Below are 26,800 nucleotides of genomic sequence, written 5' to 3'. Positions count from 1 at the left end.
GAGGCCGACATTCACCCGTAATGACGCGGCATTCCGGCCGGTTCCCGGGCCCGCGAAGGGAGATCAGGACGTGCGATGCACCATCGTGTCACGGAGATCCCCCGCGTCGGTGACCACGAAGCCCTCCGACCGATACAGGGCGTGCGCGAAGTTGTCCCGTTCGACGCTGAGGCTGATCCGAGGGTGCCCCTGCTCGCGCGCGTGGGTGACGAGGCGTCGAAGCAGGGTCCGTCCGACTCCGTGCGCCCGCCAGATCGGCTGCACTCCGATGATGAGCTCGGGCACCGCGGTTCCGACGAAACCGAAGCCTGCGTCGTCCGGCGCGAGCATCCGATACCACGCCGCACCGATGGGTCGCAGATCGGAGTCGAGCGCAATGAAACCGGCATCCGCCGGCCGCATCCACCCCGCGATGTAGCGCCGGTGCTCGACGGCGCTGAGAATCTCATGCCGAGCGCGTGCCCCGCCGGAGCGCCAGTTCGCCGCCTCGACGACCATGTCGCCGAGGAAGCTCCCGTCCGCCTGGTCGGCGGGTCGAATCGAGAAGACGTCCGGCATGGAGTGAGCCTAGGCCGTTCGCGTTACAGCCGAGTGTCGGTCGACTGGGAACCCGCGAACCACCGGGCTCCGATCACGCTTCGATGACCAGCGGGACGATCATCGGACGACGACGGAGCTTCTGGTTGACCCAGCGCCCGATGGTCCGACGGATGACCTGCGAGAGCGCATGCGTGTCGCGCACGCCGTTGCCGGAGGCCTCCTTGAGGGCGGCGATGATCTTCGGGGTGACGTCATCGAAGACGGAATCGTCTTCGGCGATGCCACGCGCGTGGATTTCCGGACCGGAGATGATGCGACCGGTGGCGGCATCGACCACGACGATCACGGAGACGAAGCCCTCTTCAGCCAGGATCCGACGATCCTTGAGGTCTGCGTCCGTGATCGCGCCGACGGTCGAGCCGTCGACGTACACGAAACCGAGATCGAGCTGGCCGACCACTCGGGCGTCGCCGCCCTTCAGGTCGATGACCGTGCCGTTCGAGGCGATGATCGTGCGCTCGGCCTCGATGCCCGTGTCCTGCGCCAGCTTGGCGTTGGCGATCAGATGGCGGTACTCGCCGTGCACCGGCAGCACGTTCTTGGGTCGCAGGATGTTGTAGCAGTAGATGAGCTCACCCGCTGCAGCATGGCCCGAGACGTGCACCTTGGCGTTCGCCTTGTGCACCACGTTCGCGCCGAGCTTGGTCAGACCGTCGATCACGCGGTACACGGCATTCTCGTTGCCGGGGATGAGGCTCGAGGCCAGGATGACGGTGTCACCCGGTCCGGGCTCGATCGCATGGTCGAGGTTGGCCATGCGACTCAGAACGGCCATGGGCTCGCCCTGCGAGCCGGTGGACATGTAGACGATCTTGTCGTCCGGAAGGTCGCGGGCCTTCTTGTAGTCGATGAGAAGACCGCTCGGCACCTTCAGGTATCCGAGGTCCTCGGCGATCGTCATGTTGCGCAGCATGCTGCGTCCGAGCAGCGCGACCCGTCGGCCGTGCGCATGCGCGGCGTCGAGAACCTGCTGCACGCGGTGCACGTGACTCGAGAAGCTCGCGACGATGACCCGGCGAGGCGCCTTGCCGATGACCTGATCGAGCACGGGGCCGATCGAGCGCTCCGTGGGAGTGAACCCGGGCACGTCGGCGTTCGTCGAGTCGACGAGGAACAGGTCGACCCCTTCCTCGCCGAGGCGGGCGAACGCGCGGAGGTCGGTGATGCGTCCGTCGAGCGGAAGCTGGTCCATCTTGAAGTCGCCGGTCGCCAGCACGAGGCCCGCGGGAGTGCGGATCGCCACGGCGAGTGCGTCCGGGATCGAGTGGTTGACCGCGACGAACTCGAGGTCGAACGGTCCGACCTGCTCCCGCTGGCCCTCCTTCACCGTGAGGGTGTAGGCCTTGATGCGGTGCTCCTTGAGCTTCGCCTCGACCAGCGCGAGCGTGAGGCCCGATCCGATCACGGGGATGTCGCTCTTCAGGCGCAGCAGGTAGGGAACGGCACCGATGTGGTCCTCGTGCCCGTGGGTGAGGACGACTCCGACGATGTCGTCGAGGCGGCTCTTGATCGGCTCGAAGTCCGGCAGGATCAGGTCGACTCCGGGCTGGTGCTCCTCCGGGAAGAGCACTCCGCAGTCGACGATCAGGATCTTGCCGTCGAACTCGAAGATGGTCATGTTGCGACCGATCTCACCGAGTCCGCCGAGCGGAGTGACCCGCAGCGTCCCCTCGTCGAGAGCTGCGGGTTCTGCGAGCGGGATGGACATGCTGTCTCCTCAGTCGGACACTCCACGCGTCCGTTCGTTCATGGTGACGCGCCTCGGCGCGTGCGTTCTCAGCGGGTCGTGCCGTGCACCTTCGGCAGGGCGCCGCCCGCGGCCGCGTTGCGGTCGGGGCGGAAGTTGGAGAAGTCTGCTCCCGGAACGTCCCTCACGAGATCGAGCTCGTCCTCGATGAGCGCGGCCTCCCACTCTTCGGGACCCACCAGGGGCAGACGCACGCGGGGGCTGGAGATCCGGCCCAGGCCGTGCAGGATGTACTTCGCGGCGACGGTTCCCGGGACATGCGTCATGACCGCGCGCACGAGCGGCTCGAGCCTCTTGTGCTCTGCCGTGGCCGTCGTCAGATCGCCTCGGTTGACGGCGTCGATGATGGTGCGGTACGGAGCCGCCGCGACGTTGGCGGTCACGCCGATCAGGCCGGTCGCGCCGATGGCGAGATGCGGCAGAACATTCGCGTCGTCTCCCGAGAAGTACATGAGGTCGGTCTGGTTAAGGACGCGGCTCACCTCGGAGAAGTCGCCCTTGGCGTCCTTCACGGCGAGGATGTTCGGGTGCTTGGCGAGGCGCAGGATGGTCTCGTACTTGATCGGCACGCCGGTGCGACCGGGGATGTCGTAGAGGATCACCGGCAGGTCGGTGGCGTCGGCCACCAGGCGGAAATGCGTGAGGATCCCGGCCTGGGTCGGCTTGTTGTAGTACGGCGTGACGATCATGATGGCGTCTGCGCCGGCCTTCTCGCTCGCCTTGTAGAGCTCGATCGCGTGCGCGGTCTCGTTGGATCCACCGCCGGTGATGATCTTGGCGCGTCCGGCCGAGACCGACTTTCCGACCTCGACGAGCTTGAGCTTCTCAGGGTCCGTCAGGGTCGAGGTCTCGCCGGTCGTTCCCGTCACGACGATTCCGTCAGCACCGGCGGTGATGACGTCATCGATGTGCTTCTCGACGGCGGGCCAATCGACTTCGCCGTCGGCCGTCATCGGAGTGACGAGCGCGACGAGAACCTGTCCGAAGGGGTTGCCCGAGTGCGTCATGCCCCCAGCGTATCGGTTCGAATGCCGCTCACCCAGACGAGGGACGGCGGATGACATCTCCCCGGACGATCGCGACCATCATCTTGATTGGGATCCACATAGGCTCGACTCCATGGCATGGGTTACACGCGAATCGTCGACGGTGTACGAGAACCGGTGGATCGAGGTTCGGGAGGACCAGGTCACGGGGCCCGGGGGCGATGGCATCTACGGCGTGGTGACCATGCGGCATCCGGCGGTCTTCGTCGTCGCACTCGATGACGAGGACCGCGTCTGCCTCATCACTCTCGAGCGCTACACGACCGGAGTGTCGATAGAGATTCCTGCCGGAGGAAGCGACGGCGAAGAACCGCTCGCTGCAGCGCAGCGCGAGCTGCTCGAGGAGACGGGCTTCGTCGCCGAGGACTGGACGGAACTCGGAACGATGAACGCCCTGAACGGGATCGCCCACGCCCCCGAGCACGTGTTCCTCGCTCGGGGTCTGACTCCGTCCGACGACTCCACTCACACGCAGGCGGAGGAGGGCATCGACGCCGTCACCTGGGTACCGTTCTCCGACGTCCTCGGCATGATCTCCGATGGCCGCATCACCGATGGAGAGACCGTGGCGGCGATCGGATACGCCGGTATCCGTCTGGGCAGATTCCGCTGATCTCCTAGCGCCCTCATTCGCGCACGGCGCGCCCACAGCGGGACGCGGTCGACGTTCAGATCAGACGCGGCCGCGACGTGCGACGCCGGAGGTCAGCGCGCTCGGAAGCAGGGACGCGACAGCGACGATCGCCTTGTAACGCAGCGACGGGATCGAGACGGCCCTTCCGCGCGCCGCGTCACGGAGCGCCTCGCGGACCACATTCCGCGCGTCGAGCCACATGAAGCCGGGAACGCCCTCGTGCCCCGGTTCGAGTCCCATCCGCTCGTGGAAGGTCGTGTGCGTGAAACCCGGGCAGACGGCGGTGACCGTCACTCCGTCGGGTGCGTACTCGACATTCGCCCAGCGGCTGAATCCGATCAACCAGCTCTTGCACGCGGAATACGTGGAGCGCGAGATGAACCCTGCGACGGACGCGACGTTGATGATCCGGCCCCCACGGCCGCGCATCGTCTGAAGCGCCGCGTGCATGAGCCGCATCGACGCCTCGACGTGAACGCGCAGATGGCGCACCTCGTCGTCGATGTCGTTGTCGGCGAACTGCAGCGGGAGGCCGAAGCCTGCATTGTTGATGAGAAGGTCGACCGGATCGGAGGCATCACGGAGACGGTCGGCCACGCGCTCGACATCCTCGTCGATCGACAGGTCGGCGGGAAGCACCTCGACCGCGACACCGTGCTCGCTGCGCAACTCGGCCGCCACGACCTCGAGATCGCCGGCGGAACGTGCGACGAGGATCAGATCGGCTCGGCGCCGGGCCAACTGGCGCGCGAACTCTGCGCCGAGGCCGGCGCTCGCTCCGGTGATCAGTGCGGTGGGCATCAGCGCTCGTATCCCAGGAAGCGGAACCGGATGCCGGAGCGCGACGTCTGCCACTCCCCCTCGTTCACGAGCCGCCACCCGGCTTTGGACGGCGCATACGCGTCGCCGGAGACCTCGATGTCGAGCTCGGTGACTTCGAGGCGGTCGGCGTCGGCGATCACCAGGCGGAAGATCTCGGCGCCGCCGATGATCCATACCTTCTCGTGGCCGCGCACCGCGTCCGTGACGGTCGCGGCACGACGGGCGCCGTCCGCGGACCAGTCCTGCTGGCGGGTGATGACGATGTTCTCTCGCCCTGGAAGCGGGCGGAAGCGCTCAGGGAGCGAGTCCCACGTCTTGCGACCCATGATCACGGGAGCGCCGAGGGTGACTTCCTTGAAGTGAGCGAGATCCTCGGGGACGTTCCAGGGCATGCCGCCCTCTGCTCCGATGACGCCGCCGTGCGCCTCGGCCCAGATCAGCCCGACCCAGGTCATACCGCGACCGCCGCCCTGATCGGAGCGTGGTGCTGGTAATCCTCGACGACGAAGTCCTCGTAGTCGTAGTCGAGGATCGACTCGGGCTTCCGGGCGAACCTCAGCGTCGGGTATGGATACGGTTCGCGCGTGAGCTGTTCATTCACCTGGTCGAGGTGATTGTCGTAGATGTGGCAGTCACCCCCGGTCCAGACGAAGTCGCCAGGCTCGAGTCCCACCTGCTGGGCGATCATCAGCGTCAGCAGGGCGTAGGACGCGATGTTGAACGGGACGCCGAGGAACAGGTCGGCGCTGCGCTGATAGAGCTGGCAGGAGAGCTTGCCGTCCGCCACGTAGAACTGGAACAGGGCGTGACAAGGAGCAAGCGCCATGTCGGGGATGTCGGCCGGGTTCCAGGCAGACACGATGAGTCGCCGGGAGTCGGGCGTCTGCCGGATCTGCTCGATCACCTGAGCGAGCTGATCGATGCTCTCACCCTCCGGCGTCGGCCAGCTGCGCCACTGCACTCCATAGACAGGACCCAGATCGCCGTCGGCATCCGCCCATTCGTCCCAGATGGTGACGCCATGCTCCTGCAGCCACTTCACATTCGAGTCGCCCCTGAGGAACCAGAGGAGCTCGTAGGCGATCGACTTGAAGTGCACCCGCTTCGTGGTGATGAGCGGGAAGCCCTCGGAGAGATCGAAGCGGATCTGCCGCCCGAAGACGCTGGTGGTGCCGGTTCCTGTTCGATCGGACTTGTGAGTGCCGGATTCCAGCACGTCTCGGAGAAGGTCTTCGTACGGCGTCGGGACGGCTGCGCTCATGTGTGCCAGACTACCCGCCCTGGGGGCTGTCGAGTCGGATCGTCACGATGCGACATATCGGCCCGGGCGGTGCCGGATCACCCGTATTCTCGACGCATGTCACCCGCCGTCGCCCTTCTCCTCGCCGCAGCGCTGCTCGTGCTCGCCGGCACGATCGGTGTCGTGCTGAGACTTCTCGACGGACGGCGTCGCGGAGGCGGCCATCTGCGCTTCGATCCGAACGACGCGGGCGTGTCGCGCCTGGGCGCGAGAGCGACAGTCGTGCAGTTCAGCACCGAGATGTGCACCCGCTGCCCCCAGGTACGACGCATGCTCAGCAGCTACGTCGCAGAATCGGAGGGCCTGGACCACGTGGAGGTCGACCTGACGCATCGACCGGATCTGTCGGCTCGATACAAGGTCATGCAGACACCGACGACCTTCATCGTCGACGGATCAGGAGCCGTCCGCGCACGCTTCCATGGCGTGCCCCATCGACACGCGCTGAACGACGCGCTGGCAACCGTATGACGAGGACGGAAAGCGCATGACGACACCGGCCGGCATCGATCCCCGCGGCCCGCGATTCGCAGCGACGGTCACGACAGTGCTGCTGCTCGTCGCGACATATCTGGCGCTGGTCGGCATCTCGACCGCACGGACCTTCGGCTGGTTCGCCTATCAGCCGCTCGACTCGGCCGACATCGGCTCGGCCACGTGGGCCGTGACGTCGGCGACCCTTGCACAGCGCGCGCTGGACCCGGGGTTCCTCCTCACGATCGTGATCGCCTTGCTGTTCCTGTGGGGCGTCCTGTCACCCGCGACTGCACCATGGGGCGTCGTGTTCCGCAGGGTCATCCGTCCGAGACTGGCCGCTCCGACCGAGCTCGAGGATCCGCGTCCACCGCGGTTCGCCCAGGGTGTCGGTCTCGTCGTCGTCACGATCGGTCTCGTGCTGCACCTCGCCGGGGTCCCGTGGGCGCTGCCCATCGCGACCGCCGCCGCTTTCATCGCCGCCTTCCTCAATGCGGCGTTCTCCTTCTGCCTCGGATGCCAGATCTATCTGCTGCTGCAGCGAGCAGGCATCCTCGGTCGCGCGGCGTCGACCGCCTGAGCGCTGTTCCGCCGCACGCCCACGCTCGATAGGCTGGCCGCACACGCGACCCGCATCGAGCAGCGCGCGATACAACGGAGGAATCATGCCCGTCACCAGCGAAGCCACCACCACCTGGACCGGATCCCTCACCGAGGGCTCGGGCACAGTCGCGTTCTCCTCGTCGAAGCTCGGGACCTTCCCGATCAACTGGAAGGCCCGCAGCGAGGGCAGCGACACCACCACCACGCCTGAAGAGCTGATCGCCGCAGCCCACGCGTCGTGTTTCAGCATGGCGCTGTCTCACGCGCTGTCCGAGAACGGCACTCCGCCGGAGCGCGTCAACACCAGCGCGTCCGTCACCTTCAAGCCCGGTGTCGGAATCAGCGGAAGCCACCTCAACGTGAACGCGGTCGTCCCCGGGCTCAGCCCTGAGGAGTTCCAGTCGATCGCTGCCGAGGCGAAGGTCGGCTGCCCCGTATCGCAGGCGCTCGCCGGCATCGAGATCACGCTCGAGGCCACGCTCGCCTGACGTCGGTCATCCGCGAGCGATGCGAATCGCCTCGCGGATGCTGGCGCGAGCGTCCTTGCGGCGGCCAGCGGCATCCTGGACGACGCCGAGTCGGTAGCGCGCGCGCCAGTCCGTCGGCACCGCATCCGCCTCCCCCGCGTATCTAGCGATGAGCGGGTCTGCGTCGGCACGAGCGATTCGGCCACTCGGCGTCAGCTCGGACTCCGCCGCGGGCATACCGCCCTCGGCATCGAGCTCACGCCCGAGCCGGTCGGCAGCGAACCCGAACTGCATCTCTCGGACGAGCGCCCATGCCCCGATCGGGGCGAGAACGATCAGCGCGATGCCCATGCCGATGGACACCGGTGTGCCGACAGCGAAGAACATCACGGCCAACCAGATGGCGACGGCGAGGTAGACCAGCAGTGCGGCGGCCATCAGGCCGACGCCGATCCGCGACATCACGAGCGGATGCCGATGTCGATCATGCTCTCGAGCCCGACGAAGACGCCGATCGCCTGGGCCGCGAACGGCACCGCGAGACGGATGCCCGGGGCGTAGGCGAGTGCGGGGTCGACCGTGTCATGCGTGAACGTGAGGGACTCACCGGGGCCGGACAGGACGACCTCCTGCTTGGCGATGACGCCGGGACGCCGGAGCGAGTGGATCGGCACGCTGCCGACCTGCTGTCCGCGCGCTCGCTGGTCGGCGTGCGGTGCGCTGACGGGGCCCTGTTCGGCGCGTGCGGCGGCGATGAGCTCGGCCGTGCGCACCGCAGTGCCGCTCGGCGAATCCACCTTCGCCTCATGGTGCGCCTCGACGATCTCCGCCGATCCGAAGAACGGCGCGGCTGCTGCGGCCAGAGCCGAACCGAGCACCGATCCCAGCGAGAAGTTCGGGATGAAGACAGCCCCGGTTCCGGCGTTCTCCACCAGAGGACGCACGAGTGCGATCCGCTCGGTGGACCATCCCGACGTGGCGACGAGAATGTTGATCTCGCGCTCGACCGCAGCGCGCACGACGTCGACACTGACCTGAGGCGTGGTGGCGTCGATCACCAGGTCCGCACCGTCGAGCTCGGCGAGGTCGCTACGAGACGTCAGCACGCGCGTCACCTCGAAGCCCTCGAGCTCGTCGATCACCGCACCGATGATCGATCCGAGCTTCCCGGTTCCGCCGACGAGTGCTACCTGGGTGGTCATGCGTTCAGTCTATTTCGCGACGTCGATCCGCCCGGCGCGGCGGGCCGGAACTCAGGGAATCAACGGGGAATCAGACGGGCATCGCATCGGGGATGCCGGTGCGCAGCTCGACCGGGAGGTGCCCGGTGTCGTTGTGAGTGAGGAGCGTCCAGGGCCGGCCCTGTTTCTGGGCGATCACCGTGAGGCCGCAGTGCGCCTGGTTCAAGGTCATCCATCGCCACTCGGGGGCACCGAGGACCTCACGCACGAACCACGAGATCACGAAGTTGTGCGTGATGAGAACCTCGTGCACGTCACCCGGTTTGCGCACCAGGAACTCGTTGACCGCGTCGAACATCTGAGCACGCCCGGCATCGAGCTCCGCCTCGGTCACCGAGCCGAAAAACGGTTCGTAGGCGGCCGGGGTCTCGTCGGTCATCCCCGTGGGCACGCAGTCGAACAGCAGTGCGGTCGGCTCTGGATCGACCGACGGGAGCCGCTCGGCGATCGCACGGGCCGTCTCGTTGGCGCGCAGGAGCGGAGAGTGCCAGACGGCGTCGAGCGGGAGTCCCGAGAGCCGATCTGCGATGAGTTCGGCCTGACGCTGGCCACGCGGCGACAGGGGTCCGTCGGCGAGACCGTGCTCGGCGTCCTGATGTTCACCATGTCTGACCAGATATATGTAATGCGTCACAAACTCGCTCGCTTCATCGACAGCGTCCGCCGGGATTCACTCCACCCTATGCCAGGTCTGTGACAGAGGCGTTACGACGCTCAGTTGCCGGCGCGAGTGAGCTCGGTGACCTGTGCGCGCGACAGCGTGACGCCGGCGCCCTGCATCAGCTCGTCGACGTGCTCGGTCGCGAAGGTGTTGACGATGGGCGCCGCGATGGTCCGCTGCGCGAGCAGCCACGCGATGGACACGGCGGCCACGGGAACCTCGAGTTCGGTCGCGACCTGGTCGAGAGCCCGCAGGATCTTCGTGCCACGCCTGTTGAGATGCCCCCGCAGCTGCTCCCCGCGTACGCCCCGCGAGGTCAGCGCCTTGCTGCGGTGGCGACCGGAGAGGAAACCGTGCTCGAGAGCGTGCGACGGCGTGACCGCGAGGCTCTGCGCACCCGCCACCAGACGCAGGTCCCCTTCGAACGGCTGACGGCGGACGAGGTTGTACGGCGAATCGATGACCTCGATGCGTGGGTACCCGGCCGAGGCTAGGATGCGCGCCTCCACGAGCCGCTCGGGTGCGAAGCCGAATGCGCCGAGTGCGCCGATCTTGCCCGCGTCGACCATCCACTCGACCGTCGCGAGGGTGTCCTCGAGATTCGTCGTGCGGTCGAGCGTCGCGTCGAGATACAGCACGTCGATGCGCTCGACGCCGAGTCGCGTGAGCGACCCCTCGACAGCGCGGACGAGGTTCACCGAGCCGAGACCCGGATTGTCTGCGTGAGCACCGATCCGCACGCTCAGCAGGGCGCGGTCGCGTCGCCCTCTGGACTGCAGCCATTGGCCGATGATGTGCTCGCTGCGACCGCCGGAGAATCCGTCGGCGGTGTGGATGGCGTTGCCACCGAATTCGACGTAGCGGTCGAGGATCCCATGGCTCGTCTCGAGATCGACGTTCCAGCCGAACTCCGCCGCACCGAGCATGAGCGGAAAGGTCTCGAGCCCGGTCTCGCCGAGAGGGACGCGGATGGTCTCCCCTATTCCGGGTCCGACGATCGGGATGGGTGCGGACGGGTGCTCTGCGGCGCCCTGCTGCGCGCGATCGGCCGGCGCTCCTGCGCCTACACTGAACAACCGCATATCCTCACCCCCGCGTCAATCGGTGCGTACCGACCTGCGTCACTGCCTGAAATGCACCCCCCGGTGCGTACTTCGAGAGTAGGCGAGATCTGCGAACTCCCCGACCAATACGGGGAACGGCGCAAGAACTTCCCATAACGGTTTGATCACATCGGATACGACGAAGCCCGGACCGTCCGTGTGGACAGCCCGGGCCTCGTGTCGAAGCGCTGGCGATTACTCGGCAGCGGCCTCGTCAGCAGGAGCTGCGTCCGCTGCGGGGGCGTCGTCGAGCACGGGCTCGAGCGACAGCTTGCCGCGGTCGTCGATCTTCGTGATCTTCACGAGGATCTTCTGGCCGACGGACAGGACGTCGTCGACGTTCTCGACGCGCTTGCCACCGGCGAGCTTGCGCACCTCGGTGACGTGCAGCAGGCCGTCCTTGCCGGGCAGCAGCGAGACGAACGCACCGAACGTCGCGATCTTCACGACGGTTCCGAGGAACTGCTCTCCCACCTCCGGGTTGGTCGGGTTCGCGATCGCGTTGACCTGGGCACGGGCAGCCTCGGCCGAGGGGCCGTCGGTCGCGCCGATGTAGACGGTGCCGTCCTCCTCGATGGAGATCTGCGCGCCGGTCTCGTCCTGGATCGCGTTGATCGTCTTGCCCTTCGGGCCGATCAGCTCACCGATCTTGTCGACCGGGATCTGCACGCTGATGACGCGCGGCGCGGTCGGCGCCATCTCGTCGGGAGCGTCGATCGCGGCGTTCAGCACGTTGAGGATGGTCAGACGGGCGTCGCGAGCCTGGGTCAGCGCGCCGGCGAGCACCGACGACGGGATGCCGTCGAGCTTCGTGTCGAGCTGGATGGCCGTGACGAACTCGCTGGTACCGGCGACCTTGAAGTCCATATCGCCCAGTGCGTCCTCTGCGCCGAGGATGTCGGTGAGGGCCGCGTAGCGCGTCTCTCCGTCGACCTCATCGGAGACGAGTCCCATCGCGATGCCGGCGACGGCTGCGCGCAGAGGCACACCCGCGTTCAGCAGCGACAGGGTCGACGCGCAGACGGAACCCATCGACGTCGAGCCGTTGGAGCTCAGCGCCTCGGAGACCTGACGGATCGCGTAGGGGAACTCCTCGCGGCTGGGCAGCACCGGCACGAGCGCGCGCTCGGCGAGGAAGCCGTGCCCGATCTCGCGACGCTTCGGCGAACCGACCCGGCCGGTCTCACCGGTCGAGTAGGGCGGGAAGTTGTAGTGGTGCATGTAGCGCTTGCTCGTGGTCGGCGACAGCGAGTCGATCTGCTGCTCCATCTTGAGCATGTTCAGCGTGGTGATTCCCATGATCTGGGTCTCGCCGCGCTGGAAGATCGCGGAGCCGTGAACGCGCGGGATGACCTGGACCTCGGCGTCGAGCGGACGGATGTCGGCCAGGCCGCGGCCGTCCATGCGCACGCTCTCGGTGAGGATGCGGCCGCGGACGATCTTCTTCGTGACGGACTTGTACGCTGCGGAGAACTCGATCGGGGCTCCAGCGGGCAGGTTGCCTGCTTCGACCGCTTCGATGAGCTGCGCCCTGACGCGGTCCTTGACCTCGTCGTCCTTGCCCTGACGCTCCTGCTTGTCGGCGATCTGGTAGACGTTCACCAGGTCGTCGTAGGAGCGCTCGGCCACGAAGTCGTAGACCTCGCTGGAGTACGGCGGGAAGACCGGGTACACACCCGGCTCCTTCGACGCGCTGGCGGCGAGCTCGGCCTGAGCCTTGACGAGCTGAGCGATGAAGGGCTTCGATGCCTCGAGGCCCTGCGCGACGACAGCCTCGTCGGGCTTGGTGGCGCCGGCCTTGATGAGGTTCCAGCTGCCCTCGGTGGCCTCAGCCTCGACCATCATGATCGCGACATCTTCGGTGCCGTCGGACTTGGTGACGACGCGACCGGCGACGATCAGGTCGAACACGGCCTCGCTGACCTGCTCAGCCGTCGGGAACGCGACCCACTGGTCCGCGTGCTCGCCGTGGCCGGGGATGAACGCGAGGCGCACACCGGCGACGGGACCCGAGAACGGGAGACCCGAGATCTGCGTCGACGCGGAAGCCGCGTTGATCGCGAGGGCGTCGTAGAACTCGCCCGGGGCGATCGACAGGACGGTGATGACGATCTGGACCTCGTTGCGCAGGCCGTCGACGAACGACGGACGCAGCGGACGGTCGATCAGACGGCAGACGAGGATCGCCTCGGTCGAGGGACGTCCCTCACGACGGAAGAACGAGCCGGGGATCTTGCCTGCTGCGTACGAACGCTCTTCGACGTCGACCGTCAGCGGGAAGAAGTCGAAGCCTTCGCGCGGGTGCTTGCCTGCGCTGGTGGCCGAGAGGAGCATGGTCTCGCCGTCGAGGTACGCGGCGACTGCGCCCTGAGCCTGCTGCGCGAGGCGGCCGGTCTCGAAGCGGATGGTGCGGGTGCCGAAGCGGCCGTTGTCGAGAACGGCCTCGGTGGCGGTGATTTCAGGACCTTCCAAGAGGTCTCTCCTTCTTTGTTTAGACTCGCGAGTCCGTGTGACGCGCGAGCGCATTCATGAAGGAGCGGATTCAGCCGGATACGGGCGCGCGGGCATCCCCGCGAATCTCACCTACGCTGGCCACCAGTAGAAAGCCACCCGACGTCGCGCCGAGGAACCCACCACAGGGGACCAGCTCTCCGCCGATCGCTCCATGAGTCGATATGAAATTGTGCGGTCGACACACGTCGACCTCCTCCAGCCTATCAGCGCGCCCTTGGATGTCCTCCGTTTCCGTCCGCGGCGGGTTCGTTCAGTGGACCTTGACGTCCTGCGGAGCGCTCGATCGTCCGAGATAGACGTAGTCGTCGTGCTTCGCGACCCGGCCATCGCCGGCCGCCCGACCGTGCAGTCGTCGCCACACCCAGGGCAGCGCATGGCGGCGCCACCACAGTCCCGCGCCGATCTGCTCGTTCTCATGCAGCGCGGCATCGAGCACCCCCAGTGCGTCGGCGTGCGGCACCGAGAGGACCTCGCCCGCGCGATACGCGAGGAATCTGTGACCACGACTGCTGAGGTGGACGAGGTCCTCCCCCCAGTTCGGGCGATCCGGAAGCGACGGGTACAGGTCGGTGTCGATCAGGATCGCGCTCGTCCGCGCCGCGATGCCGGACAGTGCCGTGGCGAATGCCGCGAACCTCCTGGTGTAGATCCCGGCCGCTCTCCGTCGGGGCAGGAACGGCGTGACGAGCAGCACGTCGGCCCCGATGTCGCGGAGCCGGGTGACCGCGCCCTCGAGCTCCGCGGCGAGCGCGGGCACGTCGACCGTCGACTTAACCAGATCGTTGGCGCCGATCAGGATGGACACGAGGTCCGGCTGCAGTTCGAGCGCTCGATCGAGCTGGGTGCCGCACACATCACGCACACGCTTCGACCGGACGGCGAGGTTCGCATACCGGAGACCTCCGCGTGCGGCGAGCAGCAGGGCGAGCCGGTCGGCCCATCCACGGAGCGCACCATCCGGTGCCGGATCGCACAGGCCTTCCGTGAGCGAGTCCCCCAGCGCCACGTAACGCCGCCAGGTGCGCGCTTGCACCGGGGCGATGGGCTCCGGCCGCGTCAGGCGGCGAGCGCGCGCTCCCTCATCGATCATCCTGAGCTCTCGGGCCTCCTCGTAATGCCCCATCAGCTGAGAACAGACGTTCGCCCAGCTGCGACCCTGCACGGCCTCGCGTCCCGCTGCGCCGAACGCCCGGCGTTTGCGGCCGTCGCCGGTGAGGTCGACCACGCGCATCCGCAGGTCGCCGAGATCGCCGGGACGGTAGAGCCATCCGTCGATTCCCATCCGGACGAGGCCGAGGGGGCCGCCGCGACCGGTGGCGACGACGGGCACCCCGCTGGCGTGGGCCTCCTGGAGGGTCTGTCCGAAGGTCTCGCTCTCTCCCGGGTGCACGAACACGTCGAAGGATGCGATGGCTGCTGCGAGCGCGTCGCCTTCGAGGTGCCCGAGGAAGCACGCACCGGGCATCAGGGACTCGAGTCGAGGCCTGCTCGGTCCGTCGCCCACGATCACGAGGCGCGCACCGGGGATCGTCTGCAGCACTGCCAGGTCTTCCACCTGCTTCTCGGGTGCGAGCCTGCCCACGTAGCCGATCACGACCTCGCTCGCCCACTCCGCGCGCAGTGTCGCGCTCCGGCGGGCCGGCTGGAACCGCTCGGCATCCACGCCTCTCCCCCACAGACGGATGCGATCCACACCGAGCTGCGCGAGCTGCTGCGCCGAGTCGGGCGACGGCGCGAGCGTGATGGTCGCGCGCCGATGGAGCCGCGCGATGTGCGATTCGGCGACACCGGTCGCCACAGGGATGCGATACCTCTGCGTGTATGCCGCGACATCGGTCTGGTACGCGGCGACGGCGGCGACGCCGATGTGCTCTGCGGCGAGCGCGCCTCGCCATCCGAGGGCGAAGGGCGAAGCCAGGTGGACGACATCGGGGCGGAAGCGTCGCAGCGATGCCGCGACCTGACGTGCAGGCGGGGTCCCCACGCGCACACTGCGGTACCCCGGCAGCGCGAGGCTGGGGACCGCCTCCACAGCGGCTCCGTGCACCTCCCCGGGGATGCCGGTCCCATCGGGCGCGATCACATGCGCATCATGGCCAGCACGTTCGAGGTGACTGAGGATCTGCAGGACGGATCCGGTGACACCGTTCATGTGCGGAAGGAAGGACTCTGTCACGATCGCGACTCTCACGTCCTCAGGATGCAGCGCTCGACTCCCACCCGAGGCGCGAATCGGGTCGGAGCACCAGAAGTTCACCGGATGCTGGACGGCTCTTCACCGGCTATCCCGGCGTTGGTTCCCGTTCACCTCCGACGACCACGGTGGGAACGTGTCCACTGAACTGCTCGACGGCCCCTGGGCTCTGGTGGTCATGAGCCTGCTCGTGCTGGGCGACTCGTTCTTCGTGGTGGTTCCGGGAGAGATCGCGGTGACCGCGCTCGGCGCCGTCGCATCGACGACCGGCGATCCTCCGCTGTGGTGTGTGATCCTGTGGGCGGGCATCGCCGCGGTCGCCGGAGACGTCACCTGCTATCTCGTGGGTCGCAGCGTGGGCATCGACAGGTGGCGCTGGATGCGCACGCCCCGAGTGCGCCGAGCGCTCACCTGGGCGCGGCTGCGTCTGGAAGGCGGAACCGCCACCGTGCTCTTCACCGCGCGCTTCGTCCCTTTCGCTCGACTGGCGATCAACCTCATGGCAGGGGGCTCGCGGATCCCGCCGGCTCGGTATCTGCCGCTCGTGACGATCGCGGCGTTCGGGTGGTCCGCCTACCAGGCATCCGTGGGCGCCATCGTCGCCGTGCTGCTTCCGGGAGGCCCTCTGGTCGCTGTCCTCGTGTCCGTCATCGTCGCCGTCGGGCTCGGCGCCGCGATCGATGTCGTGTCGCGCCGAGCACGGAACTGATCCACCCATGCCTCAGATGCGTGCCCTAGGCTGGCGAGCATGAGCACCGAAGAAGGCGCCTCCTCCAGCGAGGAGATGAAGCGCAAGTTCAAGGAAGCGCTCGAGAAGAAGAACGCGCACCACCGGCAGGGCGAGGCCCACCTGGATGGCGACTCCGCCGTCCATGGCGCGCCCGCCCCGCAGACGCGGCGCGAGTTCCGACGCAAGAGCGGTTGACCACACGGATGCGGGAGCCGACTGCCGTCGACTCCCGCATCCCTCTTCTCAGCAGGCAGCTCAGCTTCGCGCCGCGCGCGCCCGTGCCCGCTCCTCCTTCGCCGCCATCTCGTCGAGCGCGGATTCCTTGAGGCCCTGGATGTCCACGGCCGTGCGCTCGTCCGCCATGCCGTGATCGTCCACGCCGTCGAGCGAGGACTCCTCGAACGGCAGCGCGCCGCTCAGCACCTGCTGCACGCGTTCGCGATCGATCTGGCGCGTCCAGGTGCCGATGAGCAGCGTCGCCACCGCGTTGCCGGTGAAGTTCGTCAGGGCCCGTCCCTCCGACATGAACCGGTCGATGCCCACGATCACGCCGACGCCGTCGACCAGGTCGGGACGGTAAGCCTGCAGCCCGCCGGCGAGAGTGGCGAGTCCGGCTCCGGTGACACCTGCGGCACCCTTGCTGGCGATGATCATGAAGACGAGCAAGCCGATCTGCTCACCGATCGTCATCGGCTGCCCCATGCCGGTCGCGATGAAGAGCGACGCCATCGTGAGGTAGATCGCCGTGCCGTCGAGGTTGAACGAGTACCCGGTGGGGACCGTGATGCCGACGACGGGCTTGGATACCCCGATGTGCTCCATCTTCGCGATCAGACGCGGAAGGGCGGACTCAGATGACGAGGTGCCGACGATCAGCAGGTACTCGCGGGCGAGGTACTTCACCAGGCTGAAGATGTTGACCCGGGTGACGGCGAAGAGCAGGGTTCCGAGCACGACCACGATGAACAGGATGCAGGTGATGTAGAACGCGACCATCAGCACGCCGAGGCTCCAGATCGCGGCGATGCCCGTCTTGCCGACGACCGCGGCGATGGCTCCGAACGCGCCGAGCGGTGCAAGCCACAAGATCATGCCCAGGATGCGGAAGACCAGCTTCTGGAGGTTCTTGACCGCATCCATGATCGGGGCGCCCTTTTCGCCGAGTCCCTGGAGCGCGAACCCGACGAGCAGCGCGATGAACAGAACCTGCAGCACGCTCTCGCCCGTGAAGGCGGAGAAGAACGTCGTCGGGATGATGCCCAGGATGAACTCCGTGGTGGTCTTCGCCTCGGTCGCTGTCGCGTCATAGCTGGAGTTCGCCATATCGAGGCCCGCACCGGGGTGGATGATGTTGCCGACCACCAGGCCGATCGCCAGCGCGAACGTCGACATGACCATGAAGTAGAGCAGCGCGAGTCCGCCGATCTTGCCGACGGTCGCTGCCTTGGCGATCGAGCCGACGCCCACCACGATCGTGCAGAAGATGATCGGCGCGATCATCATCTTGATGAGAGAGACGAAGCCCTTGCCGATCGGTTCGAGGCTCTGTCCGACCTCGGGCCAGATGAGGCCGACCGCGGCTCCGAGCACGACGGCGATGATCACCGACACGTACAGCCACGTGTGCCTGTCCCATGCCTGCTTGCCGCGCCGCCAATGGAATCCGGGAAGCGAGAACCCTGTCGTGATGGCCATGTTTTCCTCCTTGATCATGAACGTCTTCGTCTCATGCCCTCGGGCGCCCTCGCCTTCGGTAAGCTCACCGTCGCGGACATCACTCGGCAAAGCCATTTGTGGTCGTATTGGTCATTACCGATATGCCGGACTCCGCGATCACCGTCGATCGGAAGGACGCGATGAGACCTGCCCGCAGCATCGCTTCACGGGTGTTCGCCGTGCTCCTCGTCGCCGCGCTCGTCGTGGGAGCTCTGGTCGCCGTCTTCCTCGTGATCGATGCGCAACGCGCCACGCATGCCGAGGCCGAGCGCGTCACGGCGGCGACAGCAGTGACTCTCGCCGTGTCACCGCTCGTGATCGACACCCTCGAGGCCGGCGATGCCGCAACGGCCACGCAGACCCTCGAGCCCTATGCGCTCGATGTGATCTCGGACGCGGATCTCGACTTCGTGACGATCATGACGCCTGACGGCACCCGCGTGACCCACCCTGACATCGAGCAGATCGGGGCGAGATACCTCGGCACCATCCCCGACACGCCTCGAACCTTCACCGAGGTGTTCACCGGCACTCTCGGGCCCTCGGTGCGAACCATCGTTCCGGTACTCGCCTCCGATGGCGAACCGGTGGGCTGGGTCTCGGCCGGCGTGACGACCGAGACCATCTCCGACACCCTGATCCGTCGTCTCCCCCTGTCACTCGGCATCACCGTCGGCCTCATCGCTCTCGGTGCGCTCGGCGCGTGGATCGCTCGCCGGTTCACGCGCGGTATCGCAGGAGACCTGCCGCCGGGTCAGGTGAGGGACGCCGTGTCGTCATACGAATCCCTGCGCACTCTGGGCGACGCGCTGCGCGCTCAGACGCACGAGCACGGCAATCGCATGCACACGGCGGTCGCGCTTCTCGAGCTCGGCCGTAGCGAGGAGGCGATCGACATCCTGACCGAGACCTCGCGCCAGAGTCAGTCGCTCGTCGATCAGGTCACCGCACGACAGGCCGGCGACCCCGCCGTCGGTGCCCTGCTTCTCGGCAAGGCGTCGCAGGCCAGGGAGCGCGGGATCGACTGGCGGGTGAGAATCGACCCGGACACTCCCGCCTCCCCCCTCTCCCCCGTCGACAGCGTCGCCGTGCTCGGCAACCTGATCGACAACGCCATGGATGCCGCCGCCGCCGGCGCCGAGCGCTGGGTGGGGGTCTCGCTGCGCCCCTCGAAGAACGGCGGAATCGTCCTCGAGGTCTCCGACGGCGGGGACGGCATACCCTCCTACCTGCGCGAGCGCGTCTTCACCCAGGGCTTCTCGACCAAGCCTGCAAGCAACCACGGGCGCGGAGTCGGGCTCGCTCTCGTCCGCGCGGTGGTGGCCGGGGTGGGCGGCACTGTGGAGCTCTCCGCTCATCCGACCACGTTCACCGTCACCCTCCCGCCGGCGAGAGGACGCAGGAGCCCATGATCCGCACGCTGATCGTCGATGACGACGCTCTGACACTCGAGCTCCACCGCTCGTACCTCGAGAGGATCGACGGCTTCATCGTGGGCGGCGAGTGCACCGGCGCCAGGGCCGCATTGACCGCCGTGCTCGATCAGCCGCACGACGAGCCGTTCGACCTGGTCCTTCTCGACATCACGATGCCCGACGGCTCCGGCATCGATGTGCTCCGAGGGCTGCGTTCCCGACACGCTGCCGTCGATGTGATCGCGATCACCGGCGTGCGCGATGCGGACACCGTCCGGCAGATGGCAGCTCTCGGCGTCTACCAGTACCTCGTCAAGCCGTTCCCCTTCGCGGTGTTCCACGAGCGTCTCACCGCGTATCGCATCCATCGGGAGCAGGCACGGTCGACGGCCGGAGAGGCGACCCAGGCGGAGATCGATGCGCTTCTCGGGCGCACGACGGGGACGATCCCGATTCCCAAAGGGCTGTCGACCGCGACGCTGCAGAAGGTGACGACAGAGCTGCGCTCCTCCAGCGCCGCGGTCTCGGCGAGCGAGGCCGCCGCGCGACTCGGGATGTCACGCGTGTCCGTGCGGAGGTACCTGGAGCATCTCACCGATTCGGGCATCATCACGCGCAGCGCTCGCTACGGCGCACGTGGACGCCCGGAGACGGAGTACCGCTGGACGAGACGCGTCGACGGAGACGAATGATGCCGGCGCGGCACCCCCGCCCGTCCCGATCGTTAGAACGACGCGGATCCTTTCCGCTGGATGCGGCCCGGTCTCAGCCCGGTGTCAGCGCGGGAGCCGCCCCTCGTGGATCAGCGAGTCGGGGTCGGCGGCGGCCCTGATGGCGCGAAGACGATCGATCGCCGTCGGGTCACCGCAGCGCTCGAGGGTCTCACCCGGACCCAGGAACGTCGGGACCGTGCACGGGGCGATCGCGTGCGCCAGCACCTCACGGAAGCCCGCCATGCTCGCCTCCCCCGGTTCGCTCGCCACCCCGGGGAAGACGGGCACCAGGGCGTGGAGCAGCCAGCCGACGCCCTGAAGCGTCGCGAATCCGGCGCGTCGAGGATCGTTCAGCGCGCCACCGAGCATCCGGATGTCGATGCCCATGATCGGCCACTGATCCGGCAGCTCGCGGAACCGCAAGAGATCGTCGATCGTCGCGTCGTCGAGCGACGAGAGCGCAGCAGACACGCCTTTGCCCGGCGTCGGTTCGGTGGGTTCGCCGCTCGACGCCGCGACGGTCTTCGGCGATGTGGCCCCCGACATCTCACGACGGACCGTGCCCGCTCGCCGCACCCGCTCGAACAGCTCATCGGCGGATCCGACCGTGGACAGCGCCCGCACGCTGAGGAAGCTGCGTCCGCGGATCTCCTCGGGAAGCTGCGGAGCGTCGGGCATACGCATCGAATTCACGAACACGTTGAGCGATGCCGGGGCCTCTACGGACAGATCGCGGACGGCCCGCAGCACCGACCCGGCGTCTGCGGCGTCGAAAGTGAGTTCGGTTCCCCACAGCGACGGGGCGGGAACCAGGTCGATCTCGAGGGCCGTCACGATTCCGACGACGCCGCCCGCTCCGCGAAGCGCCCACATCATCTCCGGGTCGCTCTCGTCGTCGACCCGATCATGGGTCCCGTCGCTCCGCAGCACCCACGCGGCCCTGAGGTTGTCCGACCCGAGTCCTGCTGTGCGACTGAACCAGGAATGGCCGCCGCCCAGGGTGTACCCCGCGACGGCGACGACCGGGCTCGTGCCGGCAGGAGCCACCCAGCCCGTTCCTTCGAGCGCCTCGACGACGGCGCCCCAGCGGACTCCGCTGCCGATGCGGACCACCCCCGAACCGAGGTCGATCGACAGCTCGTCGAAGGCCGCCATTCGGACGATGACGGCGTCGGCCAGGTCTCCGCCGGCGCCGTGCCCGGTGGGCTGGACCGCGAGCGTCACACCCGCGTCGCCCGCGGCGTCGAGAAGAGCGCGCAGATCGCGCAGATCGGTCGGTGCGGCCACGCCCGCCGGATGCTGTTCGATCGCCAGGTTCCACGGACGACGCGCCGCGTCGAAGGATTCGTCGCCGGGGAGGACGAGAGCACCGCGCAGGGCATGCCGCGCGGATTCGAGCACAGAGCGAAGGGCCATGAGGTCACCGTACGACTCCCTTCGGACATCGTCTACGGCCTCATGGCCCTGCGCTCATTCCCGGTCGTGCCGGGGATCGATCATTCGCCGGCGAGACCGCCGAGCATGTGGCCGAACGAACGGCCCTCTCCGAGATACGTCGCCGGGTCGTACGGGTCGGCGGCCGCAGCCACCTCGCGCTTCGCGATCGCCTCAGCCAGCTCGCGAGCGCCCTTCTCGACGCGCTTGGCCAGAGGCGCGACGTCGTCGCCGCCCCCGCCCCAGTCGCTCGACGCCGCGAACACACCGGTCGAGACGGCGTCGGCATGCAGGTAGGCGAAGAGCGGACGGATGGCGTAGTCGATGGCGAGCGAGTGCCGAGCCGTGCCGGCGTTCGCTCCGATCAGCACCGGCTTGCCCGTGAGCGCGTCGGGATCGAGCACGTCGATGAACGACTTGAAGAGCCCGTTGTAGCTCGTCGAGAAGATCGGCGTGACGGCGATGAGCGCGTCCGCCGACACCACTGTGTTGATCGCGGTCTCGAGCGCGGGCGGTGCGAATCCGGTGAGCAGGTTGTTCGTGATGTCGTGGGCGTAGTCGCGCAGCTCGATCACGTCGACGCTCGCCTCGATGTCGTGCCCCGCGAGGGCCTTCACGGTCTCGGCCGCGAGGCGATCCGCGAGCATGCGCGTGGACGACGGGTTCGAGAGCCCGGCAGACACGACGGCGATACGACGAGTGGTCATCTCAGGCCCCCTTCCGGCTGAGTCCGAACGCGGCTCCCGCCGGAGCGGGAGAGTCCTGATAGGGCGAGTCCCCCGTCAGGTTGTCACCGCGGTTCGCACCCGGACGAGCCTGACGCGTCGGTCCGTCGCCGAACTCGGCCCTCACCCGTGCGGCATGGGTCGGAGCATCCGGCACGCCGGCCGGACGATCCTTCGCCAGCTCCTTGCGCAGGACGGGCACGACCTCGGAACCGAGGATGTCCAGCTGCTCGAGGACGGTCTTCAGCGGAAGGCCCGCGTGGTCGATCAGGAACAGCTGACGCTGGTAGTCGCCGTAGTGCTCGCGCATGGCGGCGTAGCGGTCGATGACCTGCTGAGGCGAGCCCACCGTCAGCGGGGTCATCTCGGTGAAGTCCTCCATGCTCGGTCCGTGACCGTACACAGGGGCATTGTCGAAGTAGGGGCGGAACTGATTCACGGCATCCTGCGACTTCGCCGCCATGAACACCTGGCCACCGAGGCCGACGATCGCCTGTTCGGGTGTGCCGTGTCCATAGTGCGCGTAGCGCTGGCGGTACAGCTCGATCAGGCGCTGGTAGTGCTCCTTGGGCCAGAAGATGTTGTTCGCGAAGAAGCCGTCGCCGTAGTACGCGGCCTGCTCGGCGATCTCCGGGGTGCGGATCGATCCGTGCCACACGAACGGCGCGACTCCGTCGAGGGGACGAGGCGTCGAGGTGAAGCCCTGCAGCGGGGTGCGGAACTTGCCCTCCCAGTTCACGACGTCCTCACGCCACAGCTTGTGCAGCAGGGCGTAGTTCTCGATCGCCAGCGGGAGCCCCTGACGGATGTCCTGACCGAACCAGGGGTACACCGGACCCGTGTTGCCGCGGCCGAGCATGAGGTCCATGCGCCCGTCCGAGACGTGCTGCAGCATCGCGTATTCCTCGGCGATGCGCACCGGGTCGTTGGTCGTGATCAGGGTGGTCGACGTCGAGACGATCAGACGCTCGGTCTGAGCCGCGAGGGCGGCGAGGAACGTCGTGGGGCTCGAGGACCAGAACGGAGGGTTGTGGTGCTCGCCGATCGCGAAGACGTCGAGGCCGACCTCCTCGCTGTGCTTGGCGATCGCGAGGGTCGCCTTGATCCGCTCCTGCTCACTCGGCGTCTCGCCGGTGGTCGGGTCGCGGGTGATGTCGCTGACCGACATGATGCCGAACTGCACCGGGACGCCTGCCTGCTCACTCATGATTGCTCCGTCTTCTCCGAATCGGGTGCCCTGCATCCGGTTCTATTCATTTGAATGTATCTGAGTCAACGCGATGCGAGCAACTTTATTCCCCGAGTAGCCTCAGAGCATGCACAGCGACGGATCCGCCCTGACGAACCCCGCCACCGGATCCGTCCAGAAGCCCCGCAAGCGCGTGCCGTTCTGGGACAACGCGCGATATGCGTGCATCGTCCTCGTGGTGCTCGGCCACGCGATCCAGCGCCTCACCTACGACTCCGACATCGCGCTCGCGGCCTATCTCGCCCTCTACGCCTTCCACATGCCGGCGTTCGCGATCATCTCGGGCTACTTCTCGAAGTCCGGTTCCCCGACGCGTGTGCAGATGGCCAGGGTGATCACCGACATCCTGCTGCCCTACGTGATCTTCGAGTTCCTGTGGACCCTCACGAAATGGCTGGTCGAGGGTCAGGCCGACCCGAACTTCACCAAACCGTCCTGGACCCTCTGGTTCCTCCTGGCGCTCGGCATCTTCCGCCTCGTCCTCCCCTACCTCGCGCTGCTGCGGTGGCCGCTGCTGTGGACCGTCATCATCTCGATCGGCGTGGGCTATCTGCCCAACGTCGACAGCACGTTCTCGCTCTCGCGGACCCTGGGCCTTCTGCCCTTCTTCGCACTCGGCTGGTGGCTGCGCGAACGCGACGTCGTCACTCGCTTCCGCCTCCTCGAGATCCGCCCGTGGTGGATCCGCGTCGTCAGCGTCGTACTCCTCGCCGCGGCAGGATTCTCGGCCTGGCGGTGGATCGATGTCTGGAAGGAGCTCGATCTGCGCCACTGGTTGTTCTACGAGGACGCGTACGCGGACCTCGGCGGAGAGCAGTGGTGGGCCGGCGGTGTGCGCGTCGCACTCATGCTGATGGCAGTGATCCTGAGCGCCGCCTTCTTCGCTCTGATCCCCCGCGGAACCTACTGGTGGACGAAGTTCGGCCAGTACACGATGTACGTGTTCCTGCTCCACTCGTTCGTGCTGTACCCCTTCCGCGAGACCGGGGTGCTGCGCGACCTCGACCCGACGTGGCTGTGGCTGCCGCTCGTGACGCTGCTGTCGGTGGTGCTGGCTCTCGCGCTCGCCACCAAGCCCGTGCGCTGGCTCTTCCGCCCGCTGGTGGAGCCTCGCCCGTCCTGGCTCTTCCGAGACCACGAGCTGGCTCGACGCGAGGGCCACCGCAGCGACCCGACCGGCTCTCGTCGGCCCCGTCAGGGCGCAGCGGCTAGCCTGAAGGAGTGACGAGAGCCGAGATGATCCGCGACCGCCTCGTGGACCATGCGGACTCGTCGGGGTTCGGGGCTCACGGGCTCCACGTGCTCGTGGGTGACGACGTCGCCGAGCACCGGTGGACTGCCGACGTCCGCGAGGAGATCCACTCGGTTGCGAAGGGCGTGTGCGTCCTCGCGGCCGGAATCGCTGCCGCCGACGGTCTCATCTCGCTCGATGCCCCGATCGCAGAGTACGTGCCGGACCTCGCCTTCGGAGACGGCGTCGAGCACCTCACGCTGCGACGACTGCTCTCGATGTCGAGCGGAGTCGATCTCGCCTGGTCGGAGACCATGATGACGGACTGGCCCGATCTCGCACGAGAGTTCCTCTCGCGCCCGTCTCGCGGTCACGTCTTCCAGTACTCCAACGCCAGCACGTACGCGGCGATGATGATCCTGGCCACGCGGACCGGTGACGTCGTCGAGTATCTGCGCCCCCGGCTGCTCGCGCCTCTGGGCTTCGACGACCTCGAGTGGGAGCGGTGCCCGCAGGGACGCATCGTCGCGGGAGGCGGCATCGCACTGCGCACGGAGGAGGTGGCACGCCTCGGTCGACTGATCCGCGACCGTGGCGAATGGCAGGGCCGACGACTCGTGCCGACCGAGATCATCGACGCGATGCACTCCGACTGGGTGGTCGCCGGTGAGAATGCCGGTTACGAGCGCTATGCGCTCGCGGGCTGGGACGGCCCGGGCCAGGTGTGGCGCCTGCACGGGGCGTACGGACAGCTGCTGATATTCGGTGAGGATGCCGTCGTCACGATCACAGCCGACGACCATTTCGGTGCGGATGCCTACGCGACCTTTGTCGCGGAGACGCTGCGCTCCTGACCCTTGACCGGCATCAGGCGAAGAGGTCGGCGCCGACGAACGAGCCCGGCTTCGAGCCTCCGGGGACCGCCCAGATCCCTGACCCGACGTGCGTGACGTACTCGTTCATCCGATCCGTCGACAGCCGGCGCTGCAGCGAGACGAACTGAGCGGGATCCCGCTGGTACGACAGGAAGAAGAGCCCCGCGTCCAGCCGTCCGAGATCGTTGTTGCCGTTGACGTAGTTGAATCCTCGCCGCAGGATCCGGATGCCGTCGTTCTGGTCCGGATGCGCGAGACGCACGTGCGCGTTCTGATCGATGGCCGACGTACCGAAATCCGGCGCCGCGAACTCGTCGCCGCCGGAGAGCGGAGCGCCCTCGCCCTTGTCGCGCCCGATGATGGTGTTCTGCTCGGAGAGCCGCACGCGGTCCCAGGTCTCGATCCGCATCGCGATCTTGCGCGCCACGAGGTACGACCCGCCGACCATCCACTCGGGCCTGTCATCGGGGCCGAGCCACACGTTCTCGTCGAGGGCGACGGAGTCATCGGCGAGGATGTTCGCGGTCCCGTCCTTGAAGCCGAACAGGTTGCGGGGCGTCGCCTGCGCCGACGTCGTGCGGGACGTCTTGCCGAACCCGAGCTGGGACCAGCGCAGCTTGGCACGACCGAAGGCGATGCGGCTCAGGTTGCGGATCGCGTGCACGGCGACCTGGGGGTCGTCGGCGCACGCCTGGATGCAGAGATCGCCGTGCGAGGTCTGCGGGTCGAGATCGTCGCCGAGGAAGGCGGGAAGCCTCTCGAGCCGCTCGGGACGCAGGGAGGCGATGCCGTACCGGTCGCCCTCGTCGTTCTCGAACAGGGTCGGGCCGAAGCCGAACGTGATCGTGAGGCCGGCTGCCGTCAGCCCGAGAGCCTCGCCCGTGTCATCCGGCGGCACCTCCGCATCGCCCCCGACAGCGCCGGTGGCACTCACCTCGAGCCCCTGCGTCATCCGCGAGGCGGCATACGTCCAATCCTGCAGCAGCGAGACCAGGTCTTCGCGGTCGGTGCGAGGCATCATGTCGAAGGAGGCGAAATGCAGATGCTCCTGCACGGGCGTCGTGATTCCCGCCTGATGGGCGCCGAAGAAGTCGTACGCACGCTGGGCGTCCGCTTCTGCTCTCGCGCGTCCGAGCGCGACTCCCCCCGACAGTCCGGCGCCGACTCCGACGGCGAGGGACGCGACGCCGCCGCCGAGTGCCAGTCCGAGGAGTCCGCGCCGGCTGAGACCCGTGGCCGAGGATGCCGCGGCCGCCGACTCCGGGAGGGAGTCGGCAGCTGCAGCGTCCTTCGCGCTGTCGTTCAT

At 67.6% G+C, this 26,800-nt stretch carries 27 protein-coding genes; 10 read left to right on the top strand and 17 right to left on the bottom strand.

All coding sequences use genetic code 11. From position 1 onward, the window contains the following. Nucleotides 1-63 precede the first annotated feature (63 nt). The 3 genes from AB0P11_RS15745 to dapA all read right to left on the bottom strand — a co-directional run bounded on the left by AB0P11_RS15745 (nucleotide 64) and on the right by dapA (nucleotide 3,354). Nucleotides 64-558: a GNAT family N-acetyltransferase gene (locus tag AB0P11_RS15745; RefSeq protein ID WP_056278507.1), complete on the bottom strand. Its 495-nt coding sequence runs from the start codon at nucleotides 556-558 to the stop codon at nucleotides 64-66. A gap of 73 nt (nucleotides 559-631) precedes the next feature. Then, entirely contained in the window at nucleotides 632-2,308 is a 1,677-nt protein-coding gene (locus AB0P11_RS15740) for a ribonuclease J (RefSeq protein WP_053095830.1), read from the bottom strand. A gap of 68 nt (nucleotides 2,309-2,376) precedes the next feature. Beyond that, a complete protein-coding gene (gene dapA, locus AB0P11_RS15735) occupies nucleotides 2,377-3,354 on the bottom strand; it encodes a 4-hydroxy-tetrahydrodipicolinate synthase (RefSeq protein ID WP_053095829.1) in 978 nt (325 codons plus the stop codon). A gap of 112 nt (nucleotides 3,355-3,466) precedes the next feature. Between dapA and AB0P11_RS15730 the strand changes: the two genes are divergently transcribed. After that, on the top strand, nucleotides 3,467-4,006 hold the full coding sequence (locus tag AB0P11_RS15730) for an NUDIX hydrolase (RefSeq protein ID WP_056278504.1): 540 nt from the start codon (nucleotides 3,467-3,469) through the stop codon (nucleotides 4,004-4,006). A 60-nt stretch (nucleotides 4,007-4,066) separates the two neighbouring features. Here the strand turns inward: AB0P11_RS15730 and AB0P11_RS15725 are convergent, their stop codons facing one another. From AB0P11_RS15725 to AB0P11_RS15715, 3 genes are read right to left on the bottom strand one after another with little or no spacing between them, the layout of a single operon-like run. After that, entirely contained in the window at nucleotides 4,067-4,828 is a 762-nt protein-coding gene (locus tag AB0P11_RS15725; RefSeq protein ID WP_056278502.1) for an SDR family oxidoreductase, read from the bottom strand. Further along, a complete protein-coding gene (locus AB0P11_RS15720; RefSeq protein WP_053095826.1) occupies nucleotides 4,828-5,304 on the bottom strand; it encodes a dihydrofolate reductase in 477 nt (158 codons plus the stop codon). The genes AB0P11_RS15725 and AB0P11_RS15720 overlap by 1 nt, the downstream gene beginning before the upstream one ends. Then, nucleotides 5,301-6,110 (bottom strand): thymidylate synthase, encoded by an 810-nt coding sequence (locus AB0P11_RS15715; RefSeq protein ID WP_056278499.1) that lies wholly within the window; start codon nucleotides 6,108-6,110, stop codon nucleotides 5,301-5,303. Before AB0P11_RS15715 ends, AB0P11_RS15720 begins: the two co-directional genes overlap by 4 nt. Nucleotides 6,111-6,206: 96 nt before the next feature. Between AB0P11_RS15715 and AB0P11_RS15710 the strand changes: the two genes are divergently transcribed. The 3 genes from AB0P11_RS15710 (at nucleotide 6,207) to AB0P11_RS15700 (ending at nucleotide 7,714) form a co-directional block, all read left to right on the top strand. Beyond that, nucleotides 6,207-6,620, top strand: coding sequence for a thioredoxin family protein (locus AB0P11_RS15710; RefSeq protein WP_053095824.1), 414 nt, complete (start codon nucleotides 6,207-6,209; stop codon nucleotides 6,618-6,620). Nucleotides 6,621-6,636: 16 nt separating this feature from the next. Then, entirely contained in the window at nucleotides 6,637-7,203 is a 567-nt protein-coding gene (locus tag AB0P11_RS15705; RefSeq protein ID WP_053095823.1) for a DUF4395 domain-containing protein, read from the top strand. An 85-nt stretch (nucleotides 7,204-7,288) separates the two neighbouring features. After that, entirely contained in the window at nucleotides 7,289-7,714 is a 426-nt protein-coding gene (locus AB0P11_RS15700; protein ID WP_056278497.1) for an OsmC family peroxiredoxin, read from the top strand. A 6-nt stretch (nucleotides 7,715-7,720) separates the two neighbouring features. On the opposite strand, the gene AB0P11_RS15695 is transcribed toward AB0P11_RS15700, so the two are convergent. From AB0P11_RS15695 to AB0P11_RS15670, 6 genes are all read right to left on the bottom strand, one after another. Continuing rightward, a complete protein-coding gene (locus tag AB0P11_RS15695) occupies nucleotides 7,721-8,155 on the bottom strand; it encodes a hypothetical protein (protein WP_082297789.1) in 435 nt (144 codons plus the stop codon). Beyond that, entirely contained in the window at nucleotides 8,155-8,895 is a 741-nt protein-coding gene (dapB, locus tag AB0P11_RS15690) for a 4-hydroxy-tetrahydrodipicolinate reductase (protein WP_053095820.1), read from the bottom strand. The genes AB0P11_RS15695 and dapB overlap by 1 nt, the downstream gene beginning before the upstream one ends. Nucleotides 8,896-8,965: 70 nt before the next feature. Beyond that, complete coding sequence (locus tag AB0P11_RS15685) at nucleotides 8,966-9,568, bottom strand: histidine phosphatase family protein (protein WP_053095819.1); 603 nt, start codon at nucleotides 9,566-9,568, stop codon at nucleotides 8,966-8,968. Between the two features lie 80 nt (nucleotides 9,569-9,648). Beyond that, complete coding sequence (locus AB0P11_RS15680) at nucleotides 9,649-10,677, bottom strand: aldo/keto reductase (protein ID WP_053095818.1); 1,029 nt, start codon at nucleotides 10,675-10,677, stop codon at nucleotides 9,649-9,651. A 216-nt stretch (nucleotides 10,678-10,893) separates the two neighbouring features. Beyond that, a complete protein-coding gene (locus tag AB0P11_RS15675) occupies nucleotides 10,894-13,170 on the bottom strand; it encodes a polyribonucleotide nucleotidyltransferase (protein ID WP_053095817.1) in 2,277 nt (758 codons plus the stop codon). A 292-nt stretch (nucleotides 13,171-13,462) separates the two neighbouring features. Further along, nucleotides 13,463-15,388, bottom strand: a complete 1,926-nt coding sequence (locus AB0P11_RS15670) for a GDSL-type esterase/lipase family protein (protein ID WP_363522879.1) — start codon at nucleotides 15,386-15,388, stop codon at nucleotides 13,463-13,465. A 154-nt stretch (nucleotides 15,389-15,542) separates the two neighbouring features. On the opposite strand from AB0P11_RS15670, the gene AB0P11_RS15665 reads away from it, so the two are divergent. Together AB0P11_RS15665 and AB0P11_RS15660 are read left to right on the top strand one after the other, a co-directional pair. After that, nucleotides 15,543-16,115: a VTT domain-containing protein gene (locus AB0P11_RS15665; protein ID WP_363522877.1), complete on the top strand. Its 573-nt coding sequence runs from the start codon at nucleotides 15,543-15,545 to the stop codon at nucleotides 16,113-16,115. Nucleotides 16,116-16,154: 39 nt separating this feature from the next. Beyond that, nucleotides 16,155-16,331: a DUF5302 domain-containing protein gene (locus tag AB0P11_RS15660; RefSeq protein WP_091232420.1), complete on the top strand. Its 177-nt coding sequence runs from the start codon at nucleotides 16,155-16,157 to the stop codon at nucleotides 16,329-16,331. A gap of 60 nt (nucleotides 16,332-16,391) precedes the next feature. On the opposite strand, the gene AB0P11_RS15655 is transcribed toward AB0P11_RS15660, so the two are convergent. Further along, entirely contained in the window at nucleotides 16,392-17,831 is a 1,440-nt protein-coding gene (locus tag AB0P11_RS15655; protein ID WP_072591145.1) for a cation:dicarboxylase symporter family transporter, read from the bottom strand. 161 nt (nucleotides 17,832-17,992) lie between these two features. On the opposite strand from AB0P11_RS15655, the gene AB0P11_RS15650 reads away from it, so the two are divergent. Continuing rightward, nucleotides 17,993-19,264 (top strand): ATP-binding protein, encoded by a 1,272-nt coding sequence (locus AB0P11_RS15650; protein ID WP_363522874.1) that lies wholly within the window; start codon nucleotides 17,993-17,995, stop codon nucleotides 19,262-19,264. Continuing rightward, nucleotides 19,261-19,959 carry a response regulator gene (locus AB0P11_RS15645; RefSeq protein ID WP_053095815.1) on the top strand — a complete coding sequence of 233 codons (699 nt, stop codon included), beginning with the start codon at nucleotides 19,261-19,263 and terminating at the stop codon, nucleotides 19,957-19,959. The genes AB0P11_RS15650 and AB0P11_RS15645 overlap by 4 nt, the downstream gene beginning before the upstream one ends. Before the next feature lie 84 nt (nucleotides 19,960-20,043). Here AB0P11_RS15645 and AB0P11_RS15640 read toward each other — a convergent pair whose 3' ends face one another. The 3 genes from AB0P11_RS15640 to AB0P11_RS15630 all read right to left on the bottom strand — a co-directional run bounded on the left by AB0P11_RS15640 (nucleotide 20,044) and on the right by AB0P11_RS15630 (nucleotide 23,346). Continuing rightward, nucleotides 20,044-21,396 carry an FAD-binding protein gene (locus AB0P11_RS15640; RefSeq protein ID WP_363522872.1) on the bottom strand — a complete coding sequence of 451 codons (1,353 nt, stop codon included), beginning with the start codon at nucleotides 21,394-21,396 and terminating at the stop codon, nucleotides 20,044-20,046. A gap of 80 nt (nucleotides 21,397-21,476) precedes the next feature. Then, nucleotides 21,477-22,121 carry an FMN reductase gene (locus tag AB0P11_RS15635; RefSeq protein ID WP_053095813.1) on the bottom strand — a complete coding sequence of 215 codons (645 nt, stop codon included), beginning with the start codon at nucleotides 22,119-22,121 and terminating at the stop codon, nucleotides 21,477-21,479. A 1-nt stretch (nucleotide 22,122) separates the two neighbouring features. Next, nucleotides 22,123-23,346, bottom strand: coding sequence for an LLM class flavin-dependent oxidoreductase (locus AB0P11_RS15630; protein WP_056279032.1), 1,224 nt, complete (start codon nucleotides 23,344-23,346; stop codon nucleotides 22,123-22,125). A gap of 109 nt (nucleotides 23,347-23,455) precedes the next feature. Here AB0P11_RS15630 and AB0P11_RS15625 point away from each other — a divergent pair, with 109 nt between their 5' ends. Further along, nucleotides 23,456-24,613 carry an acyltransferase family protein gene (locus AB0P11_RS15625; protein WP_363522870.1) on the top strand — a complete coding sequence of 386 codons (1,158 nt, stop codon included), beginning with the start codon at nucleotides 23,456-23,458 and terminating at the stop codon, nucleotides 24,611-24,613. Then, nucleotides 24,610-25,473, top strand: a complete 864-nt coding sequence (locus tag AB0P11_RS15620; RefSeq protein WP_082586571.1) for a serine hydrolase — start codon at nucleotides 24,610-24,612, stop codon at nucleotides 25,471-25,473. Before AB0P11_RS15625 ends, AB0P11_RS15620 begins: the two co-directional genes overlap by 4 nt. A gap of 13 nt (nucleotides 25,474-25,486) precedes the next feature. Here the strand turns inward: AB0P11_RS15620 and efeB are convergent, their stop codons facing one another. Continuing rightward, nucleotides 25,487-26,800, bottom strand: a complete 1,314-nt coding sequence (efeB, locus tag AB0P11_RS15615; RefSeq protein ID WP_053095810.1) for an iron uptake transporter deferrochelatase/peroxidase subunit — start codon at nucleotides 26,798-26,800, stop codon at nucleotides 25,487-25,489.

The organism is Microbacterium sp. NPDC079176 (genome assembly GCF_040686675.1).
Classification (GTDB): domain Bacteria; phylum Actinomycetota; class Actinomycetes; order Actinomycetales; family Microbacteriaceae; genus Microbacterium.
Note: the sequence above shows the minus strand (reverse complement) of the source record. Positions and strands in the feature narration are given on the sequence as shown.

Excerpts from the sequence above, each read along its gene's own strand:
- AB0P11_RS15730 (WP_056278504.1), top strand. The coding sequence starts at position 3,467 with ATGGCATGGGTTACACGCGAATCGTCGACGGTGTACGAGAACCGGTGG.
- AB0P11_RS15715 (WP_056278499.1), bottom strand. The coding sequence starts at position 6,110 with ATGAGCGCAGCCGTCCCGACGCCGTACGAAGACCTTCTCCGAGACGTG.
- AB0P11_RS15700 (WP_056278497.1), top strand. The coding sequence starts at position 7,289 with ATGCCCGTCACCAGCGAAGCCACCACCACCTGGACCGGATCCCTCACC.
- AB0P11_RS15745 (WP_056278507.1), bottom strand. The coding sequence starts at position 558 with ATGCCGGACGTCTTCTCGATTCGACCCGCCGACCAGGCGGACGGGAGC.
- AB0P11_RS15625 (WP_363522870.1), top strand. The coding sequence starts at position 23,456 with ATGCACAGCGACGGATCCGCCCTGACGAACCCCGCCACCGGATCCGTC.
- dapB (WP_053095820.1), bottom strand. The coding sequence starts at position 8,895 with ATGACCACCCAGGTAGCACTCGTCGGCGGAACCGGGAAGCTCGGATCG.
- AB0P11_RS15695 (WP_082297789.1), bottom strand. The coding sequence starts at position 8,155 with ATGTCGCGGATCGGCGTCGGCCTGATGGCCGCCGCACTGCTGGTCTAC.
- AB0P11_RS15680 (WP_053095818.1), bottom strand. The coding sequence starts at position 10,677 with ATGCGGTTGTTCAGTGTAGGCGCAGGAGCGCCGGCCGATCGCGCGCAG.
- efeB (WP_053095810.1), bottom strand. The coding sequence starts at position 26,800 with ATGAACGACAGCGCGAAGGACGCTGCAGCTGCCGACTCCCTCCCGGAG.
- AB0P11_RS15635 (WP_053095813.1), bottom strand. The coding sequence starts at position 22,121 with ATGACCACTCGTCGTATCGCCGTCGTGTCTGCCGGGCTCTCGAACCCG.
- AB0P11_RS15655 (WP_072591145.1), bottom strand. The coding sequence starts at position 17,831 with ATGGCCATCACGACAGGGTTCTCGCTTCCCGGATTCCATTGGCGGCGC.
- AB0P11_RS15645 (WP_053095815.1), top strand. The coding sequence starts at position 19,261 with ATGATCCGCACGCTGATCGTCGATGACGACGCTCTGACACTCGAGCTC.
- AB0P11_RS15660 (WP_091232420.1), top strand. The coding sequence starts at position 16,155 with ATGAGCACCGAAGAAGGCGCCTCCTCCAGCGAGGAGATGAAGCGCAAG.
- AB0P11_RS15740 (WP_053095830.1), bottom strand. The coding sequence starts at position 2,308 with ATGTCCATCCCGCTCGCAGAACCCGCAGCTCTCGACGAGGGGACGCTG.
- AB0P11_RS15710 (WP_053095824.1), top strand. The coding sequence starts at position 6,207 with ATGTCACCCGCCGTCGCCCTTCTCCTCGCCGCAGCGCTGCTCGTGCTC.
- dapA (WP_053095829.1), bottom strand. The coding sequence starts at position 3,354 with ATGACGCACTCGGGCAACCCCTTCGGACAGGTTCTCGTCGCGCTCGTC.
- AB0P11_RS15630 (WP_056279032.1), bottom strand. The coding sequence starts at position 23,346 with ATGAGTGAGCAGGCAGGCGTCCCGGTGCAGTTCGGCATCATGTCGGTC.
- AB0P11_RS15640 (WP_363522872.1), bottom strand. The coding sequence starts at position 21,396 with ATGGCCCTTCGCTCTGTGCTCGAATCCGCGCGGCATGCCCTGCGCGGT.
- AB0P11_RS15720 (WP_053095826.1), bottom strand. The coding sequence starts at position 5,304 with ATGACCTGGGTCGGGCTGATCTGGGCCGAGGCGCACGGCGGCGTCATC.
- AB0P11_RS15650 (WP_363522874.1), top strand. The coding sequence starts at position 17,993 with ATGAGACCTGCCCGCAGCATCGCTTCACGGGTGTTCGCCGTGCTCCTC.
- AB0P11_RS15725 (WP_056278502.1), bottom strand. The coding sequence starts at position 4,828 with ATGCCCACCGCACTGATCACCGGAGCGAGCGCCGGCCTCGGCGCAGAG.
- AB0P11_RS15705 (WP_053095823.1), top strand. The coding sequence starts at position 6,637 with ATGACGACACCGGCCGGCATCGATCCCCGCGGCCCGCGATTCGCAGCG.